Below are 17,961 nucleotides of genomic sequence, written 5' to 3'. Positions count from 1 at the left end.
GCCAGCCCAGAGGTCCGTCCCATGCCACGTCCCAGCGATCGCACCGCCGCGCAAGTTCGCCCGGTTACCATCACCCGTCATTTCACCAAGCATGCGGAAGGCTCGGTGCTGGTGGAGTTCGGTAATACCCGCGTGCTCTGCACCGCCAGCGTCGACACCAGCGTGCCGCGCTTCCTGAAGGGCAAGGGCCAGGGCTGGGTGACCGCCGAGTACGGCATGCTGCCGCGCTCCACCCACTCCCGGATGAACCGCGAAGCAGCCTCCGGCAAGCAGAGCGGCCGCACCCTGGAGATCTCCCGTCTGATTGCCCGCTCCCTGCGCGCCGCCGTGGATCTGACCGCGCTCGGCGAGCACACCATCACGGTGGACTGCGACGTGTTGCAAGCCGATGGTGGCACCCGCACCGCCGCCATCACCGGTGCCTGCGTGGCGCTGGTGGATGCCCTGAACTGGATGGTGGAGAAGGGACTGATCAAGCAGAGCCCGCTCAAGCAGATGATCGCGGCCGTCTCCGTCGGCATGTACGAAGGGGAAGCCATCTGCGATCTGGAGTACATCGAGGACTCCGCCGCCGAGACCGACATGAACGTGGTGATGACCGAAGATGGTCGCATCATCGAGGTGCAGGGCACCGCAGAGGCCGAGCCCTTTACCCATGAGGAGTTGCTGGCCATGCTGGCGCTCGCCAAGGGCGGCATCGAAGAGATTATCGCGCTGCAGAAGCAGTCGCTCTCCTGATTTTAAAAACGCGGCATTGTCCGCGTTTTTTTATACCCGATAGAACGCAACAACAAGCCAAGCAAGGAGCCAGAATGAAAGCCTACCAGCGTCAATTTATCGAGTTCGCCCTGGAGAAGCAGGTCCTCAAATTCGGTGAATTTACCCTGAAATCCGGTCGCAAGAGCCCCTACTTCTTCAACGCAGGCCTGTTCAACAGTGGCCGCGATCTGGCCCGCCTCGGCCGCTTCTACGCCGCCGCCCTGATGGATGCGGGCATCGAGTTTGACGTACTGTTTGGCCCGGCCTACAAGGGGATCCCCATCGCCTCCGCCACTGCGGTGCAGCTGGTGGAGCAGCACGACGTGGACGTGCCCTGGTGCTTCAACCGCAAGGAGGCCAAGGATCACGGTGAGGGCGGCAACCTGGTGGGCAGCCCGCTCAAGGGGCGCATCATGCTGGTGGATGACGTCATCACTGCCGGTACCGCCATTCGCGAATCCATGGACCTGATCCAGGCCAACGGCGCTTCCCTGGCTGGCGTGCTGATCGCGCTGGACCGCCAGGAGAAGGGCAAGGGCGAGCTCTCCGCCATTCAGGAGGTGGAGCGTGACTACGGTGCCCACATCATCGCCATCATCCAGATGAGCGATCTCATCGCCTATCTGGAAGAGAAGCAGGTCGAGCAGCCGGAACTGGCTACGCAACTGACCGCCATGAAAGCCTATCGCGCCCAGTACGGCATCTGAGCTGCCGTTCATCCCACGCAATAGCTGAATGTGGCGCCCGTTTGCTTCTGGGTAGCAAACGGGCGCCGTTTTTTCATCTGCAAAAAGTGGATCATGTGGCTTGAGTTTACCCTTACAGTAAAGGTTATGGTTTGGTCATCGGCGCCATTTTGGCCGATTGGTTCCGGGGAGGAACAAGATGACCACTCATATTCAATTACCCATCCATCTGCAGCTGCCGCTCACGGGCATGAGTTGTGCCAATTGCGCCAGCCGCATCTCCGCCGCCCTTAATCAGCTTGAAGGGGTGACGGCTTCCGTCAACTTTGCGCTGGAGCAGGCCGCCATCGAGCTGGACGATCCGGGCCGGCTGCCTGCGGTGCTGGAGAGCATCAAGGGGCAGGGCTACGACTACGGCAGTGAATCCTTTACCTTCCAGATCAGCGGCATGACCTGCGCAGGCTGCTCGGCCCGCCTCGAACGGATGCTGACAGCCCTACCCGGCGTGCTCTCGGCCGAGGTCAATTTCTCCATCGAACAGGCCCGCATCACCCAGGTGCCCGGTATCCAGACCCCAGCCTCCCTGCGCGAGCAGATCGAGGGGCTCGGATTTGGTGCCCAGTTGGCGCAAGGCTCCGCCAGTGCTCGCCGCCAGCAGTTGCTGGAGCGAGAGGCGCAGGAGTCTGCCGCCGCCCACCAGGCACTGATCCAGGTTATCGTCTCGGCGCTGCTGACCCTGCCGCTGCTGGTGGGCATGTTCGCCATGGCTGGCCTGCTGCCCTGGCATCTGCCCGCCTGGCTGGAGCTGGTGCTCGCCACGCCGGTGCAGTTCTGGGTAGGCAGACGCTTCTATCGTGGCGCCTGGCTCGCCATCAAGAACCGCTCCGCCAATATGGACGTGCTGGTGGCGACCGGTACCAGCGCCGCCTATTTCTACAGCCTCTATCTGTTGCTGACGCAGGGGATGGCCGCCAGCGGCAAGCTCTATTTCGAGGCGAGCGCCATCATCATCACCCTGATCTCCCTCGGAAAATTGCTTGAGGCCCGGGCCAAGCGCAGCACCCGCTCCGCCATTCGCGAGCTGATGGCGCTGCGCCCGGACACCGCCACCGTCTGGCGCGGCGAGAGCTGGCAGAGCGTGGCCATCGATGATGTGCTGCGCGGCGATCGGCTACGGGTGCTGGTGGGGGAGCGGGTACCGGTGGATGGCAAGATCCTGAGCGGCGAGAGCGAGCTGGATGAGTCGATCCTCACCGGTGAGAGCCTGCCGGTGCCGCGGGGACTGGGGGAGAGCGTGCTGGGCGGGGCCATCAACCGCTCAGGGGTGCTGGAGATCGAAGCCACGACCGTGGGGGAGGACTCCAGCCTCAGCAAGATCATTGCCCTGGTGGAAAATGCCCAGATGGGCAAGGCGCCGCTGCAACAACTGGTGGACAAGGTTTCCGCCGTGTTCGTGCCGGTGGTGATGGCCATCGCCCTGTTCACCCTGCTGGCCTGGTATGCCTATAGCGGTGACTTCGGTCAGGCGCTGCTGGCCGCGGTGGCCGTGCTGGTGATTGCCTGCCCCTGCGCCCTGGGTCTGGCGACGCCGGCGGCCATCGTGACCGGCACCGGAGTGGCGGCGCGCCACGGTATTCTGATAAAAGATGTGGACACCCTGCAGAAGGCTCACGCCATCAAGGCGCTTATCTTCGACAAGACCGGCACGCTTACTCAGGGCCGACCTGTGCTGGCGAGCTGGAGCGGCACCGATGAGCAGCTGCGCCTGGCCGCGGCCCTGCAGCAGGCGAGCGAGCACCCGCTGGCGCAAGCCATGCGCGAGGCGGTCGGTCAGGACGCCGTGTTGCCCCAACCGGAAGCGGTGGAGGTGCGGGTTGGCGCTGGCATCATGGGTCAGGTGGCGGGCCATACGGTCGCCATTGGCAACACCGGCCTGTTGACCCAGCTTGGCATTGCACAGCCGCAGCAGGATGAACAGCCCGCTGACGGGGCAACCCGGGTCTGGGTCGCCATTGATGGAGTGGCGGTGGGCATCGCCGCCCTGGCCGATACCCTGCGACCGGAGAGCCCGGCCGCCATCGCCACCTTGCGCCAGCGCGGCATCGCCAGCTGGCTGGTGAGCGGCGATGCGCCGGCGCCGGTGGCCCATATCGCCGCCAAGCTGGGGCTGGACGGGGCGTTCGATTCAGTGTTGCCAGCCGGCAAGGTGGAGAAAGTCGAGGCGCTGCGGGCGCGTACCCAGGGGTTGGTAGCCATGGTGGGGGACGGGGTGAACGATGCCCCCGCACTGGCCGCGGCGGACGTGGGGATCGCCATGGGCTCCGGCTCGGACGTCGCGATGGAGACCGCCTCCATCACGCTCATGCGATCTGACCCGCGGCTGGTGGCCGATGCCATCGACATCTCGGCGGCCACCTGGCGCACCATACAGCAAAATCTGTTCTGGGCTTTCGTATTCAACATCATCGGTATTCCGCTGGCGGCGCTGGGCTACCTCAGCCCCGAGCTGGCGGGGGCGGCCATGGCCCTGAGCAGCATCACGGTATTGAGCAATTCCCTGTTATTGAAACGCTGGCAGCCCAAGGCGGGCAACCATGCTGGCACCCGAACAGACATGTAAGGAGTCATCCATGAACATCAGCAAGGTAGCCAAAGCCACTGGGCTGACCGCCAAGACCATCCGTTACTACGAGAGCATCGGCCTGATTTCGGCGCCGATCCGCAGCGACAACGGCTATCGCAGCTATACCGAGGGATCGCTGCGGGAGCTGCGTTTCGTCAAGCGGGCACGGGAGACCGGGTTCAATCTGGAGGAGTGTCAGGAGCTGCTGGCGCTCTATCGGGATGAGCACAGATCCAGTGCCCAGGTGAAGAAGCTGGCCCAGGAGAAGATCGTCGATCTGCGTGCCCGTATTGCCGGTCTGCAGGCCATGCTCAGCTCCCTCGAGGGGCTGGTCGGTTGCTGTCACGGGGATGAAAATCCTGAATGCCCGATCCTCGACGAGCTGGAAAAAGGCTGAAATCCGGCCCGGCAGACGCCGGCGTCATGATGGAAAAAAGAGGGAGGCTGGTCGTTTGTGAACGGCTTGCCTCCCTCTTTTTGGTCGGCATCCGGCTGCGGCAAAGTTGACTAACTTCTTAATAAAAGGCGCTTTATTGTTGCTCACTGGGGGGGATGGTAGACTGTTCGGCTCTTGTACAGGAGTACTCAGTTGACCCAGAGTGTGACACACCAGGTGAAGCAGGCCATCATGGTTCAGCTTTATACTCACGCCTTGTTCAGTCTTCCCTGTCTGGGCCTGCTGGCGTTTGGCTGGAGTCTGCTGTTTCATGACTATCTGCCCGTCAGCGAGGCGCTGGGCTGGTTGGCCGCAGTGTTCCTGTTGCTGCTGTTTCGCTATTGGCATCTGCGCTGGCGCCAGCCCGCGTTGCAGCGAACGGCGGTACCTGTCCTGGAGCGGGAGATGTTCATCGGGGTGACCGTCACCTCCATCATCTGGGCGCTCGGCGTGCTGCTCTACATGGACAAGCTGCCGGATACCTATCGTGCCGCCATGATGATGCTGACCAGCCTGATCCTCACCGGCAGCGCCATCATGCTGTTTGGCTCTCGCCGCATCGTTTATGGCGCCGTGCTGCCCCTGGGGCTCGCCATGCTGTTCGAGCTTGGAGTGGGCAACGAGCAGGAGCGGATCGTGTCCACCATGCTGGCCGGCTACCTGTTCGTCTTTCTGCCGACCCTGCTGCGCCGCCTGCGCCGGGATCAGGTTGCCTCCCTCTATCACCGTTTCTCCAACGCCGATCTGGTGGCCGAATTGAAGGCGGTGTCGGAGCATCTGCGCCTCACCTCCCGCCTAGACGGGCTGACCGGTATTGCCAATCGTGCCCATCTCGATGACTGTCTCGAACGGGCGTGGCGGCGCTGTCATCGTGCCAGGGCGCCGCTCTCGCTGGTCCTGCTGGATGTGGATTATTTCAAACAGTTCAATGACTTCTATGGTCACCAGCTGGGCGATGGCTGCCTGCAACAGGTTGGCAGACTGCTGGCCGGGGTCGAGCGGCGGGAAGATGATCTGGCGGCCCGTTATGGGGGCGAAGAGTTTGCCCTGCTGCTGCCCTGTACCGGCATGCAGGGGGCACTGCAGGTGGCGGACAGGATACGCACCGCACTCAAGGAATTAGGCATTCCCCATCAGAAGTCCCTGGTCTCGAGCCGGGTCACCTGCAGCTTTGGCGTGGCCACCCTGATCCCGGACAACAGCATGAAAATTGCCGATTTGATCCAAAAAGCGGATGCGGCCCTCTATCAGGCCAAGCATAATGGGCGGGATCGAATCGAAGTGGCCTTGATGGGTAAGGTTGCCTGAGTTTAACGTGACAGATTGAAGAGGTTGTCTATGCAATGTCATCGTATCGAAGAGCTGCTGGAGTTGTTGCAGCCTGCCTGGATCAAGGAACAGGATCTCAGCCTGGTGCAGTTTGTTGCCAAACTGGCCAAAGAAGCGGGATTTGAAGGCCCCCTGTCCGAGCTGACCGACGACATGCTGATCTATCACCTCAAGATGCGGGAATCCGACAAGCAGGCGATGATCCCCGGTCTGGCCAAGGATCATGTGCCGGATTTCAAGGAAGCCCTGCTCAAGGCGCGCGGCATCAAGTGACCCCGGGCGGTGTGCTGGACACCTGGCCTAGTTTCAGTGGAATCTCTTTGAAGGCGTTTCGTCAATGGGCGAAACGCCTTTTTTGTTACCGAAATTTGCGATCGATCGCCAATATTAGATACATCTAATCCACACAATTAGCAGGTTGTTTAAGATATAATCCGCTCCATAACAAATAAGGGAGCGATGTCTTGCAATGGCCGATCATGAAAAAATCGATATCAAGGATGTCACCGACAAGAGCGTAACCGGGACTTTCAACCCCAACACGTTCAAAGCCAGCGACGACAGATTCAACCCCGGCAACCGCATCTATGTCCGGGCCCAGACCGGGTACTGGCAGCGGGTACGCAAGGGAATGGGATGGTTCTTCGTCGCCCTGTTCGTGCTGCTGCCCTGGCTGCGCTACGAGGGGCGCCAGGCGATACTGTTCGATCTCGCTCACCAGCAGTTCCACATCTTCAGTGCCACCATCTGGCCGCAGGACCTGACCCTGCTGGCCTGGATCTTCATGATCGCGGCCTTCGCGCTCTTCTTCGTGACTACCTTCCTCGGCCGGGTCTGGTGTGGCTATCTCTGCCCGCAGACGGTCTGGACCTTCATGTTCATCTGGTTTGAAGAGAAGCTGGAAGGGCCTGCCAACAAGCGGCGCAAGCTGGATGCGGCGCCCTGGAGCGGTGAGAAGCTGGCCCGCAAGGGGGCCAAGCACCTGGCCTGGCTGGTCATCTCGCTGGCGACCGGCCTTACCTTCGTCGCCTACTTCCAGGATGTGACCAAGCTGGTGCCCGACGTTCTGACCCTGCAGGCGGGTGGCTGGGTGATGTTCTGGGTGATCTTCTTCACCATCTGCACCTACGGCAACGCCGGCTGGATGCGCGCCATCATGTGTATCCACATGTGCCCCTATGCCCGCTTCCAGTCCGCTATGTTCGACAAGGACACCTTCATCGTCGGCTATGATACCAAGCGCGGCGAGACCCGCGGTGCCCGTGCCCGCAAGGCGGACCACAAGGCTCTGGGGCTGGGGGACTGCATCGACTGCGATCTCTGCGTGCAGGTCTGCCCGACCGGCATCGACATTCGCGACGGCCTGCAGTACGAGTGCATCAACTGCGGCGCCTGTGTCGATGCCTGCGACCAGACCATGGAGCGGATGGGCTATCCGAAGGGGCTCATCAGCTACACCACCGAGCACAAGCTGGCCAACGACTCCACCCATGTGGCGCGGCCCAAGCTGATTGGTTACGGCCTGGTGATGGCCATCATGCTGGGGGTCTTCGTCTACAACGCCATGTCCATCATGCCGATGGGGCTCGATATCCTGCGGGATCGCAACCAGCTGTTCCGCGAGAACAGCGAAGGGTTCATCGAGAACACCTACACCCTCAAGATCCTCAACAAGACCCTGCAATCCCAGACCTATCAGCTGGACGTGGAGGGGCTGCCGGAGCACGAGTGGTTCGGCCCGCGCGAGGTGACCCTGAAGGCGGGAGAAATTTATACCTTGCCGGTGAGTCTGGCGGTCGACCCCTACAACCTGAAGCGGCCGGCCCTGGACATCCAGTTCGTGCTCAAACGCGAAGGCGCTGCTGACGATGACAGCAAGGGCACCCTGCGTCAGGCCAGCAAGTTTATCAGCCGGCTATAACGGCAGGGGGGACAGTCAGCACTCATCAAAGTGGTTGCCCGGTTCAGGCATCCATATCAACGAGTGGTGATAGAATGGGGCGCTACGGCGCCCCTTTCTCATGGTGGATGACATGCGTTTCAACTATTCCGATCTCACACCCGACCTCATCATGGATGCGCTGGATCTCAGCGGTCTGCGGCTCGACTCCGGCCTTATCGAACTCAACAGCTACGAGAACCGGGTCTACCAGTTTCAGGACGAGGACCGTCGCCGCTATGTGGTGAAATTCTACCGCCCCGGCCGCTGGAGCCGGGCCCAGATCCTGGAGGAGCACGCGTTCGCCGCCAGCCTGGCCGAGGCGGAGATCCCGGTCGCCGCTCCTCTCTCCTTCGCGGGGGAGACCCTGCTGGAGCATCAGGGCTATCCGTTCGCCATCTGGCAGAGCGTCGGTGGCCGCCAGTTCGAGGTGGACAACCTGGATCAGCTGGAGTGGGTGGGGCGCTACCTTGGCCGCATCCACCAGATTGGTGCCAGCAAGCCGTTTCACCATCGCGTCCGGCTGGATGTGGAGAGCATGCTGCACGAGCCGCGGCAGCTGCTGGCGGCCGGTGAGTGGCTGCCGGGCGGGCTGGCCAAACAGTTCTTCGGCGTGCTCGACGAGCTGATCAAGCATGTGGGCGATGCCATGAGCCTGGATGTCTCCCATATCTCCCTGCATGGCGACTGCCACCCGGGTAACATCCTGTGGCGCGATGGCCCCCTGTTCGTCGATCTCGATGATTGCCGCACCGGTCCCGCCATCCAGGATCTCTGGATGATGCTGAGCGGCGAGCGCCACGAGCAGCTGGTCCAGCTCGATACCCTGCTGGCGGGTTACGAGGAGTTCATGGAGTTTGATCCGCGCGAGCTGGCGCTCATCGAGCCGCTGCGGGCCATGCGCATCGTCCACTACATGGCCTGGCTGGCACGGCGCTGGGAAGATCCCGCCTTCCCACGTCACTTCCCCTGGTTCAATACCGAGCACTACTGGCGTCAGCAGATCGCAACCCTGCACGACCAGCTGGAGGCGCTCAAGGCGCCGCCCCTGACTCTGACGCCGGGTTGGTGATCGGGGCGCAACCCGGCTGGTGACGAGCGCGGGAGGAGGGATCCCTGGTCACTTCTTTGCCATTGACGGCGAAGGGGGGACGCAATAGGCTTGGCACTGCTTCGGTTCGCCGGGCGTGCCTCACAGTGATCCCTTAACAGGAAACATCATGAAAAAAATCCTATTTTTCCTCGCTGCCATGCTGATGATGCCCATGGTTCACGCCGCCCCCGAATTCAAGGAAGGCGTTAACTATGACGTGGTCAAGCAGACTGGCACCGCCCAGCCGGAAGTGTTGGAGTTCTTCTCCTACTACTGCCCTCACTGCTCGACCTTCGAACCGATCGTGGAACAGCTGAAGCAGGATCTGCCGCAGGGCGTTCCTCTCAAGAAGAACCCGGTTGCCTTCCTGGGCCGTGAAATGGGCCCGGAGATGCAGCGTGCCTACGCGCTGGCGACCCTGCTGAACGTTGAAGGCAAGCTGACTCCGGCCATCTTCAACAAGATCCATACCCAGCGCAAACCGCCGATGAGCCGCGATGACGTGAAGCAGATCTTCGTGGACAACGGCGTACCGGCCGAAGAGTTTGATGGTGCCGTCGACAGCTTCGCCGTCTCCGGCATGGTTTCCCAGTTTGACCGCAACACCGAGAGCTACAACATTCGCGGTGTGCCAGCCTTCCTGGTAAACGGCAAGTACATGGTGAAAATCGAATCCATTACTTCCCAGGAACAGTTCAACCAGCTAGTGAAATTCCTGCTGGCCAAGAAAGACTGATCCAGAGTGACCCGATGAAAAAAGCCCGCCGGTGCAAACCGGCGGGCTTTTTGTTTATCAGGAGCCTGCGTCAGATCTGGCAATCCCGCTGGGTGGGGGTCGGGCGCGGCAAGCGGGTGCGGCGGCTGATGGCCTCCGCCAGCCAGACCAGCAACAGAATGGCCAGCAGCAGGGTGGCAGTCTGATCGTAACGGAACAGGCTCAGGGAGACATAGAGCTGCTGCCCCAGGCCGCCGGCACCGACCACGCCGAGTATGGTGGCGGCCCTCAGGTTCATCTCGCCGCGATAGAGGCTGTAGGCCAGCCATTGGCGCGTCACCAGCGGAAACAGCCCGTACCAGAAACTGGTGATGGGTCCGGCTCCGCTCAGTTGCAGGGCGAGGCGGGGGGCGGGATCCGCGTTCTCCAGGGTCTCCACGAACAGCCGCGCCAGCACACCCGTGGTGTGCAGGGTCAGCGCCAGTATGCCCGCCACTGGGCCCAGTCCGACCGCGATCACCAGCAGGCTGGCGAAGATGAGCTCGGGCACGGAGCGCAGCAGGTTGAACAGCAGGCGCAGCGGCCAGCAGTGGCGGGCGAGACAGGCGAGCGGCAGGGCCAGCAGGGCGCTGAAGAGGGTACTCAACAGCGCCATCTGCACCGTATCGAGCAGGCCGCTGGCCACAGTCTTGAGGAAGGGCCATGACCAGTCCGGTCGCAAAAACTCCTCCACGAAGGAACCCAGCCCGCTCAGGGAGAAGCTCAGCATGCGCCAGTCGAGTTGATAAAGGGCGAGGGCAGCGGCCAGCCCCAGGCAGATCAGCAACAACAGGCCGGGAGATCGGCTGTGGCGCAGCCAGGCGCTGAGGCCATCCGCCAGGGTCACCAGCAGGATGAAGGCCAGCAGCAGGGTCACCACCTCGCCACCGGCAAACATGCGCAAGGAGAGCTCGAGCTGCTGACCGAGCCCGCCGGCCCCGACGAAGCCCATGATGACGGAGGCGCGCAGGGCGCACTCCCAGCGATAGACGGTGTAGGAGAGCAGTTCCTGGCGCACCGCAGGCAGCACGCCATACCAGAGTGCCTGCAGCCGGCCGCTGCCGCCGAGCAGCAGGGCGCGGGCCGGTTGCAGGGCGCAGCTCTCCATGATCTCGTTGTAGACCTTGGCCAGCATGCCGCCGTAGCTGACCGCGATGGCCAGGATGGCGGCCAGCGGCCCGAGCCCCGACAGGCGCACGAACAGCAGCGCCCAGATGAGCTCGGGCAGGCTGCGCAGCACGATGGCGACGAGGCGCGAGAGGCCCCGCAAGGCGCCGCGCAGCGGACTGGGAACCGGGCCCAGTTCGGCCAGCGACAGGGCGCGCGAGCCGAGCAGGGCAAACGGCACGCCGAGCAGCAGGGCACCTGCCAGCCCCAGGGTCGCGACGGCCAGGCTCTCCAGGGTCGCGGTCAGGGTCAGGGCGAGAAAGTCCCGATCGACGCGGGGTGGCCAGCTGGTGGCGAGGAAGTTGCCCATCTGCCGCCAGCTCTGGCCGTCGAACAGGCCGAGCCAGCCATCGGCCTGTTGCCACAGGCTGTAGCCGATCAGCAGCAACAGCCAGGGCAGGGGATGGCGCCAGCGGCTAGTAGTCAAATTGAACACGCCGCCGCCTCGTCATCACCGGCGTAGAGGTCGGCCAGCATGGCCGGGGTAACGGCTGCCGCCGGGCAATCGAACTGCACCCGCCCCTCGCGCAAGCCGATGATGCGGGGGAAACGGCCGAGCGCCAGCTCGACCGCATGCAGGTTGGCGACAAGGGTGCTGCCCCGGGCTAGGGCCTGGGTCAGCAGGGCATCCAGGCTGTTCTGGGCGAGCACGGGATCGAGGGCGGAGACGGGTTCGTCGGCCAGGATCAGATCCGGCTGCTGATAGAGCACCCGGGCGATGCCGACCCGCTGCAACTGGCCACCGGAGAGCTCGCCGCAGCGTTGCTGCCACTTGTCGGCAAGGCCGAGGCGGGCCAGTTCGGTTCGCGCGCCTGCGGGGTCGCAGGGGCGCAGCAGGGAGAGCAAGGAACGGCCGAGAGACCACTGGCCGAGCCGACCGGCCAGCACGGCGGTCACCACCTGCTGGGAGGCGGGCAGTGGCGGTTGCTGCCAGATCATGCCGATCCGGCTGCGCAGCCGCTGGCGGTCCCGAGTGGAGAGGGGCCAGGGATCCTGATCCCAGAGGGCGAGCCTGCCTTCGCCGCGCAGTTCGGTGCCGATCAGCCGCAGCAGGCTGGTCTTGCCCGCGCCGCTTGGCCCTATGACGGCCACGCACTCGCCCGCCGCTATCTGCAGGCGAAACGGCTGCAGGATGCGGCTCTGGCCGAGCCGCAGACCTTCCCCGTCCAGCGCGACGGCGATCACTTCAGCAGGCCGGCCTGGGTTGCGGCGGCTTCGATGCCCAGGTAGTTCTCGGGCTTGGTCTCGATGAAGCGGCTGGCGCGTTGCAGCTTGAGGATCTCGGCCTGGGCGGGTACCGCCGGATCCAGGCTGAGGAAGGCCTGCTTGATCTTCTCTTGCAGGGCCGGATCCAGGTCGCCGCGCACGGTCCAGTTGTAGTCAAAGTAGGTGGGGGTGGTCCAGATCACCTTGACCTTGGCGGTGTCGACCTTGCCCTCTTCCACCAGTTTCTCCCACACGGAAGCGTTGAGCGCGCCAGCCGGCACCTTGCCGGAAGCGACCCAGGCGACGGTGGCGTCGTGGGCGCCGGAGAAGGCGACGTGGGCGAAGTCACGCTCCGGGTTGATGCCCTGTTCGGCTAGGAAGTGGCGCGGCATCAGGTGACCCGAGGTGGAGGAGGGGGAGCCGAACGCGAAATCTTTGCCCTTGGTGTCGGCCAGGGTCTTGATGCCGCTGTCGGCATTGGCGATGAACTTGGAGGTGAACTGGGCATCTTCCTGGCGCTGCACCAGCGGTACCACCTTGTCGGCACGGCGGTGGGCCTGCACATAGGTGAAGCCTCCGAGCCAGGCCATGTCCAGCTTGCCGGCGGCCAGCGCTTCGACCACGGCGGCGTAGTCGTTGACCGGCACGAACACTACTTCACGGCCCGTCTTCTCGGCCAGGTAGTCACCCAGCGGAGCAAACTTGCGCTGCAGCTCGGTGGGGGCTTCGTCCGGGATGGCGGAGACCCGCAGCGGTTCGGCGGCGACGGCGCTCAGGCTGGCGAACAAGGTGGTGAGAGCGAGGATCCATTTACGGGTCATGGTGCATTCCTTTGTGGTCTGTCGTTCGGGTAATAGAAAGGCCCGACACGAGTCGGACCTTATCAGGGAGGTCATGGTAGGGGGCCACCGGCCCCGGGCGCAAGATGCTCCCCGCAAAAATGGGGGCTACACCCCGACGTGGAAGGCCTGCTTGAGGTTGCGGATGAAGTCCGCATCCCGGCACAGAGTCTTGCCCGGACTGTCGGAGATCTTGGCGACCGGGCCACCGTTGCACTCCATCATCTTGAAGACGATGTTCATCGGGGTGACCCCGGGCAGATCGCAGGTGAGCTTGGTGCCGATGCCGAAGCTGGTGTTGATGCGACCGCGGAAGTGGCGCATCAGCTGCACCGCCTTGTCGAGATTGAGACCGTCGGAGAAGACCAGGGTCTTCTCGGTCGGGTCGATGCCGAGCCGCTGGTAGTGGCTGATGGCCTTCTCGCCCCACACCACGGGGTCGCCGGAGTCGTGGCGCAGCCCCTGATAGCGGCTGGCCAGCTCGAAGTCGAAGTCACGCAGAAAGGCATCCATGGTGATGCAGTCGGTCAGGGCTATCCCCAGATGGTCGGTGAACTCGTCCAGCCAGCTGGTGAGGGCGGCGCGCTGGCTGTGCTCAAGCGGGAAGCCGAGCTGCTGGTGGGCCTGGAACCACTCGTGAGCCTGGGTGCCCACCGCCGGTAGCCGGTATTTCTGGGCCAACTGGTAGTTGCTGGTGCCGCGAAACGCCGGCAGGCGCTCCTTGAGGCGCCCCACCACGGCATCCTGTACCGCGTGGGAGAAGCGGCGGCGGGTGCCGAAGTCGATGAGGTTGAACTCCTTCATCTCTTCCGGGCTGAGATCCCGCTCCAGCTTGTCGATCTTCTGGTCGAGGCGTTCCAGCGCCTGGCTGACACCAAACTGGGGGTAGCGGAAGCGGTTGCGCATCTCGCTGATGATGGCGAGCACCGGGATCTCCCACAGGATCACGTCCTGCCAGGTGCCTTCGACCCGCACATTGATGCGGCCATCCTGCTCGAACACCTTGAGCAGGGAGGCATCCAGCGGCTTGCGGCGCAGGTGATCGAGATAATCGGTGGTGAAGAAGGGGCGCTCGGCCAGGAAGTCGAGCTCGGGTCTGGTCAGCCGCAGGGAGCCGGCCAGGCGCAGCTGCTCCTCGATCTGGCCCATCATGGGCAACAGGTCTTCTTCGTTGCGGCTGTGGAATTCGGCCACCACCTCGGCATCCGGATAGCGATGGAACACCGCCTGCTGCATATGCAGCTTGTAGGCATCGGTGTCGAGCAGGCTGTTGAGTATGGGCAGCATATCAGTATCCCCGCAGGCCGGTGAGCCACATGGCCCACCCCTGCTGCATAGGTAGTTTGCAGACGCCGCTGTCGGGCAGACCCTTGAGGGTCGGGGACATATCAGGCGTCCAGCAGGCGTTGTACATCGGTCAGGGTCTGGGCCAGTTCGGCGCCAGCCTCGATCATCTGGGTGCAGGCGCTGGCAACCGTCCCGGCGGCGATGCCACGGCAGGCATCGAGGTGGACGATCACCCGGAAACCGGCGCGGCGCAGTTGCAGCACGCTGGTCTTGACGCAGTAGTCGGTGGCCAGGCCGCCGACCAGCAGGGTATCGACCCCGCGGGCTTGCAGAAACTCGATGAGCCCTGTGCTGCGCCGCTCCGCCAAATCGTGGAAACAGGTGCCATAGGGATGCAGATCCGGCTCGACCCCCTTCCAGACGAAGAAGTCATAATCGACCGGGGCCGGCAGGCCGTCGAGCAGCTCGAAGCCGCGGGTGCCCGGCACGCAGTGCACCGGCCAGGTGAGGTCGGCGTTGGGCAAATCCAGCGGCAGCAGCATGCCGGCGGGATCGGAGACTGCCCAGTCTGCATTGGCGGGGTGGGCGTCCTTGCTGCCGATGCGTAGCGAGGCGAGAGCGGCCTGGGCGTTGAGCGCAGCCACAATATCATCCCCCCCTGCGACGGGCAGTTCATTCGGGCAGAGGGGAGTGAATCCCTTCTGCGCATCAATATCCAGGCTGGCGATGATTCCCATGAGTGGCTCCTGCACATATTATTCGTGTGATATTATCTACCAAACATTAATGGAAGGCGAGCAGGGCGATCGACATGTTGAGAATGAGTCTGGATATGGTGGTGTTGCGACTGCGTGACGAGCGGCTGGAACTGCTGCTGGAGACCCGCGATCGCCCCCCCTTCGCCCACTGTTGGCAACTGCCTGCCCTGCGCATCGACGAGACGCGGGATCGGGATCTGGACGCCGCCCTGCGCCGCTTGTTGGCAGAATGGGGGCTGGGCCATTGCTACAGCGAGCAGGTCTGCACCCTCGGCAATCTGGAGCGGGATCCCCGCGGCTGGTCCACCACGCTCGTTTATCTCTGTCTGGCCGAGCCCGATGTCGAAGTGACGCGCGGCTGCTGGCATCCGCTCTCGGCCCTGCCCGGCCTCAGCCTCGCCTTCGATCATCCCCAACTCATCGCCAGAGGGCTGGAGCGGCTGCGGATCAAGAGCCGCTACAGCACCCTGCCGCTGCAACTGCTGGGGACGGAATTCACCCTCTCCGAGGTGCAGCGCGCCTTCGAGATCATCCTGCAGACCCCCATGAACACGGCGGCGTTTCGCAAGCGGATCCATCGCGCCGAGATACTGACGGACACTGGCCGCAAACGGACCGGCAAGCAGCGTCCGGCCATCCTCTACCGGCTGGAGAGCCCCTGCTGCGTCATGTTCAATCAGGTGATGAATGGAGCGGAAGCATGAGTGATACGAGGGTACACAAGGTGTTGGTGAGTGCCTGCCTGTTGGGACAGCCTGTGCGTTACGACGGCCAGAGCAAGGGCATTGTCAGCGACTGGCTGGCAGAGTTGGGAGCCGAGGGGCGGGTGCTGGCCTTCTGTCCCGAGGTGGCGGGCGGCCTGCCGACCCCGCGCCCACCTGCCGAGCGGCAGGGGGAGCTTGTGGTGACCGCAAGCGGGCTGGATGTGACGGTGGAGTTTGCGTGCGGCGCCGTGCTGGCGCTGGCGACTTGTCAGCAGCAGGGGATTCGCTTTGCCCTGCTGAAAGAGGGGAGCCCCTCCTGCGGCAGCGGCCGCATCTACAACGGCCGCTTCGAGGGGCAATCCGTGGCGGGCGAGGGCATGACCACTGCCCTGTTGCGCCGCCACGGCATCGTCGTGTTCAGCGAGGATCAGCTGCCCGAGCTGGCCTCGGCACTTGCCTTGTCGGTAACCTGACTGGACCCAGTTGTCATATCATCCTTCTGCCACTGGGCTAGCACGGCGTCCTTCTCCTGCCAGCGCTGGTTCAGCCACTCCTGAAAGCCGCGTTTGAACTGCTTGTCGTTGAAGTAATCGCCGATCAGTGCCTCATCGATCGGCAGCTCCTCGATCCGCACCCGGATCCGTTTCATCCGCCCCATCAGGAAGTCCTTGAAGGGGGTCTCGGTGTTGTCCGGGTAGCTGATGGTGACGTTGATCAGGCTGTCGAACTGATCGCCCATGGCCGCCAGGGTGAAGGCGAGCCCGGCCGCCTTGGGCGGCATCAGGTGGCGAAAGCGGGAGCGGGAGGCGTCGCGTTTCTCCTCGGTGAAGCGGGTCCCCTCCACGAAGTTGATGACGGTGGTAGGGATGTGGCGAAACTTCTCGCAGGCGTTGCGGGTGGTCTCGATATCCTTGCCCCGCAGATGCGGATTGCGCAGCAAAAACTCCCGTGAGTAGCGACGCATAAAGGGCATATCCAGCCCCCAGCAAGCGAGCCCCAGCAGCGGGATGTAGATGAGCTCGTGCTTCATGAAGAACTTGGGTACAGGCAGCCTGTCCCGGAACAGATGGCCCAGCACGACGATGTCGGCCCAGCTCATGTGGTTGCTGATGATGAGATACCAGCCATCCTTGCGCAGCCGGGTGTCGTCCTCGACCTGCCAGTCGATGCGGGTGGTGAGGCGGATCACCAGGGCGTTGCAGCCGAGCCACAGGCGCATGAAGCGGTTGTTGAGCCGGCTGCAGGCGCGGCCAAAGGCCGGCACGGGCAGCAGCAGTTTGGCCAGCGAAACCAGCAGGATCAGGCTGGCGCACAAGGCAGTAAAAAGAATGGTCAGGCCGGCGCTGATGAGTAGCACCAGCGGGCCGGGAAGCAGGGATAACATGGGTGTTTACTGCGCCTTGGTTGCCAGCAGCTGGTTAAGGGTCTGGTCTTTCTCGCGCCAGATCCCGTTCAGCCACTGTTGAAACTCTTGTTGGAAGTCGGGGTCATTGAAGTAGTCCCCCACCAGCTTGCGGTCGATCGGCAAATAGCGGATCTGGACCTTGATCTCCCCGACCCGACCGCACATGAAATCCCAGTAGCTGGGAATGCCGTCCGGATAGGCGATGGTCACATCCACCAGTTGATGCAACTGATCACCCATGGCTGCCAGGGTAAAGGCGATGCCACCCGCCCTTGGATGGAGCAGGTGCCGGTAGGGTGACCCTTGCTTCTGATGCTTGGTCGGGGTGAAACGGGTGCCTTCGACAAAATTCATCACACTCACCGGAATGTGGCGGAATCTGGCACAGGCTTTACGCGTCGTTTCAATGTCTTTCCCCTTCAAATGGGGGTTCTTTTCCAGAAATTTTCTGGAATATCGCCGCATGAAGGGGAAATCGAGCGCCCACCAGGCCAGACCGAGAAAAGGTACCCAAATCAGCTCTTTCTTGAGGAAAAACTTCAGGAAGGGGATTTTTTGATTAAAAACCCGCTGTAGTACCAGTATGTCGACCCAGGATTGATGGTTGGCAATCACCATATACCACTCATTCCGGCGCCCTTTGTCCACTCCGACCACATCGAAAGGGGTTCTGATGATGGTTTTCTGGATCAGGTTGTTGAAACCGATCCAGCAGCCGGCACAGCCATCCAGCAACCAGTTGCAGAAGGTTCGCCAGCCCCTGACGGGCAGCAACAGCTTGAGCAGACCCAGGGAGAGCACGGGGATAAACCAGAACAGGGTATTGAAAAAGTAGAGCAGGGTGGAGAGGCTGCCGCGCAGTCGCTCTATCAGCTTGTTGGGCATGATTCGGGTCCGTCTTGCAGTCTGTAGCGACGCATCAAGTGGTCAGATCTGTGGCCATAATATCAGCCGATGCTTCCCAAGACCACGGACA

18 protein-coding genes are annotated in these 17,961 nt (G+C 62.9%); 11 read left to right on the top strand and 7 right to left on the bottom strand.

Going from position 1 to position 17,961, the window contains the following annotated elements; genetic code table 11:
• Window positions 1–21 precede the first annotated feature (21 nt).
• The 9 genes from rph to ACB028_RS15445 all read left to right on the top strand — a co-directional run bounded on the left by rph (window position 22) and on the right by ACB028_RS15445 (window position 9,601).
• Window positions 22–738, top strand: a complete 717-nt coding sequence (gene rph / locus ACB028_RS15485) for a ribonuclease PH (RefSeq protein WP_268856083.1) — start codon at window positions 22–24, stop codon at window positions 736–738.
• 74 nt (window positions 739–812) lie between these two features.
• Window positions 813–1,466 (top strand): orotate phosphoribosyltransferase, encoded by a 654-nt coding sequence (gene pyrE, locus ACB028_RS15480; RefSeq protein WP_026457170.1) that lies wholly within the window; start codon window positions 813–815, stop codon window positions 1,464–1,466.
• A gap of 178 nt (window positions 1,467–1,644) precedes the next feature.
• The gene (locus ACB028_RS15475; protein ID WP_371144658.1) at window positions 1,645–4,065 is read left to right on the top strand and encodes a heavy metal translocating P-type ATPase; all 2,421 of its coding nucleotides are present in this window, start codon (window positions 1,645–1,647) and stop codon (window positions 4,063–4,065) included.
• A 10-nt stretch (window positions 4,066–4,075) separates the two neighbouring features.
• A complete protein-coding gene (gene cueR, locus ACB028_RS15470; RefSeq protein WP_026457258.1) occupies window positions 4,076–4,465 on the top strand; it encodes a Cu(I)-responsive transcriptional regulator in 390 nt (129 codons plus the stop codon).
• A 192-nt stretch (window positions 4,466–4,657) separates the two neighbouring features.
• The gene (locus ACB028_RS15465; protein WP_371144657.1) at window positions 4,658–5,812 is read left to right on the top strand and encodes a GGDEF domain-containing protein; all 1,155 of its coding nucleotides are present in this window, start codon (window positions 4,658–4,660) and stop codon (window positions 5,810–5,812) included.
• A gap of 30 nt (window positions 5,813–5,842) precedes the next feature.
• Window positions 5,843–6,106, top strand: a complete 264-nt coding sequence (locus ACB028_RS15460; protein WP_026457260.1) for a YihD family protein — start codon at window positions 5,843–5,845, stop codon at window positions 6,104–6,106.
• Window positions 6,107–6,302: 196 nt separating this feature from the next.
• The gene (ccoG, locus tag ACB028_RS15455) at window positions 6,303–7,754 is read left to right on the top strand and encodes a cytochrome c oxidase accessory protein CcoG (RefSeq protein ID WP_371144656.1); all 1,452 of its coding nucleotides are present in this window, start codon (window positions 6,303–6,305) and stop codon (window positions 7,752–7,754) included.
• A gap of 100 nt (window positions 7,755–7,854) precedes the next feature.
• The gene (locus tag ACB028_RS15450) at window positions 7,855–8,844 is read left to right on the top strand and encodes a serine/threonine protein kinase (protein ID WP_371144655.1); all 990 of its coding nucleotides are present in this window, start codon (window positions 7,855–7,857) and stop codon (window positions 8,842–8,844) included.
• Window positions 8,845–8,992: 148 nt separating this feature from the next.
• Window positions 8,993–9,601: a thiol:disulfide interchange protein DsbA/DsbL gene (locus ACB028_RS15445; RefSeq protein ID WP_042027154.1), complete on the top strand. Its 609-nt coding sequence runs from the start codon at window positions 8,993–8,995 to the stop codon at window positions 9,599–9,601.
• A gap of 70 nt (window positions 9,602–9,671) precedes the next feature.
• On the opposite strand, the gene phnE is transcribed toward ACB028_RS15445, so the two are convergent.
• The 5 genes from phnE to ACB028_RS15420 form a co-directional block, all read right to left on the bottom strand.
• The gene (gene phnE, locus ACB028_RS15440; protein WP_371144654.1) at window positions 9,672–11,222 is read right to left on the bottom strand and encodes a phosphonate ABC transporter, permease protein PhnE; all 1,551 of its coding nucleotides are present in this window, start codon (window positions 11,220–11,222) and stop codon (window positions 9,672–9,674) included.
• Window positions 11,210–11,971 (bottom strand): phosphonate ABC transporter ATP-binding protein, encoded by a 762-nt coding sequence (locus ACB028_RS15435; protein ID WP_371144653.1) that lies wholly within the window; start codon window positions 11,969–11,971, stop codon window positions 11,210–11,212. Before ACB028_RS15435 ends, phnE begins: the two co-directional genes overlap by 13 nt.
• A complete protein-coding gene (locus ACB028_RS15430) occupies window positions 11,968–12,813 on the bottom strand; it encodes a putative selenate ABC transporter substrate-binding protein (RefSeq protein WP_061476843.1) in 846 nt (281 codons plus the stop codon). Before ACB028_RS15430 ends, ACB028_RS15435 begins: the two co-directional genes overlap by 4 nt.
• Before the next feature lie 126 nt (window positions 12,814–12,939).
• Entirely contained in the window at window positions 12,940–14,118 is a 1,179-nt protein-coding gene (gene pncB, locus ACB028_RS15425) for a nicotinate phosphoribosyltransferase (protein ID WP_042072588.1), read from the bottom strand.
• Window positions 14,119–14,219: 101 nt separating this feature from the next.
• The gene (locus ACB028_RS15420; protein WP_042027151.1) at window positions 14,220–14,855 is read right to left on the bottom strand and encodes a nicotinamidase; all 636 of its coding nucleotides are present in this window, start codon (window positions 14,853–14,855) and stop codon (window positions 14,220–14,222) included.
• Window positions 14,856–14,929: 74 nt separating this feature from the next.
• Between ACB028_RS15420 and ACB028_RS15415 the strand changes: the two genes are divergently transcribed.
• Both ACB028_RS15415 and ACB028_RS15410 read left to right on the top strand, forming a co-directional pair.
• A complete protein-coding gene (locus tag ACB028_RS15415) occupies window positions 14,930–15,580 on the top strand; it encodes a DNA mismatch repair protein MutT (protein ID WP_371144652.1) in 651 nt (216 codons plus the stop codon).
• Entirely contained in the window at window positions 15,577–16,053 is a 477-nt protein-coding gene (locus ACB028_RS15410; protein ID WP_371144651.1) for a DUF523 domain-containing protein, read from the top strand. Before ACB028_RS15415 ends, ACB028_RS15410 begins: the two co-directional genes overlap by 4 nt.
• On the opposite strand, the gene ACB028_RS15405 is transcribed toward ACB028_RS15410, so the two are convergent.
• Both ACB028_RS15405 and ACB028_RS15400 read right to left on the bottom strand, forming a co-directional pair.
• On the bottom strand, window positions 16,008–16,964 hold the full coding sequence (locus ACB028_RS15405; RefSeq protein ID WP_371144650.1) for an acyltransferase: 957 nt from the start codon (window positions 16,962–16,964) through the stop codon (window positions 16,008–16,010). The two genes, ACB028_RS15410 and ACB028_RS15405, sit on opposite strands and share 46 nt — an antisense overlap.
• Window positions 16,965–16,970: 6 nt before the next feature.
• Window positions 16,971–17,870 (bottom strand): acyltransferase, encoded by a 900-nt coding sequence (locus ACB028_RS15400; protein ID WP_371144649.1) that lies wholly within the window; start codon window positions 17,868–17,870, stop codon window positions 16,971–16,973.
• Between the last annotated feature and the right edge of the window lie 91 nt (window positions 17,871–17,961).

It is taken from the genome of Aeromonas sp. S9(2024) (assembly GCF_041403185.1).
GTDB classification, from domain to species: domain Bacteria; phylum Pseudomonadota; class Gammaproteobacteria; order Enterobacterales; family Aeromonadaceae; genus Aeromonas; species Aeromonas enteropelogenes.
Note: the sequence above shows the minus strand (reverse complement) of the source record. Positions and strands in the feature narration are given on the sequence as shown.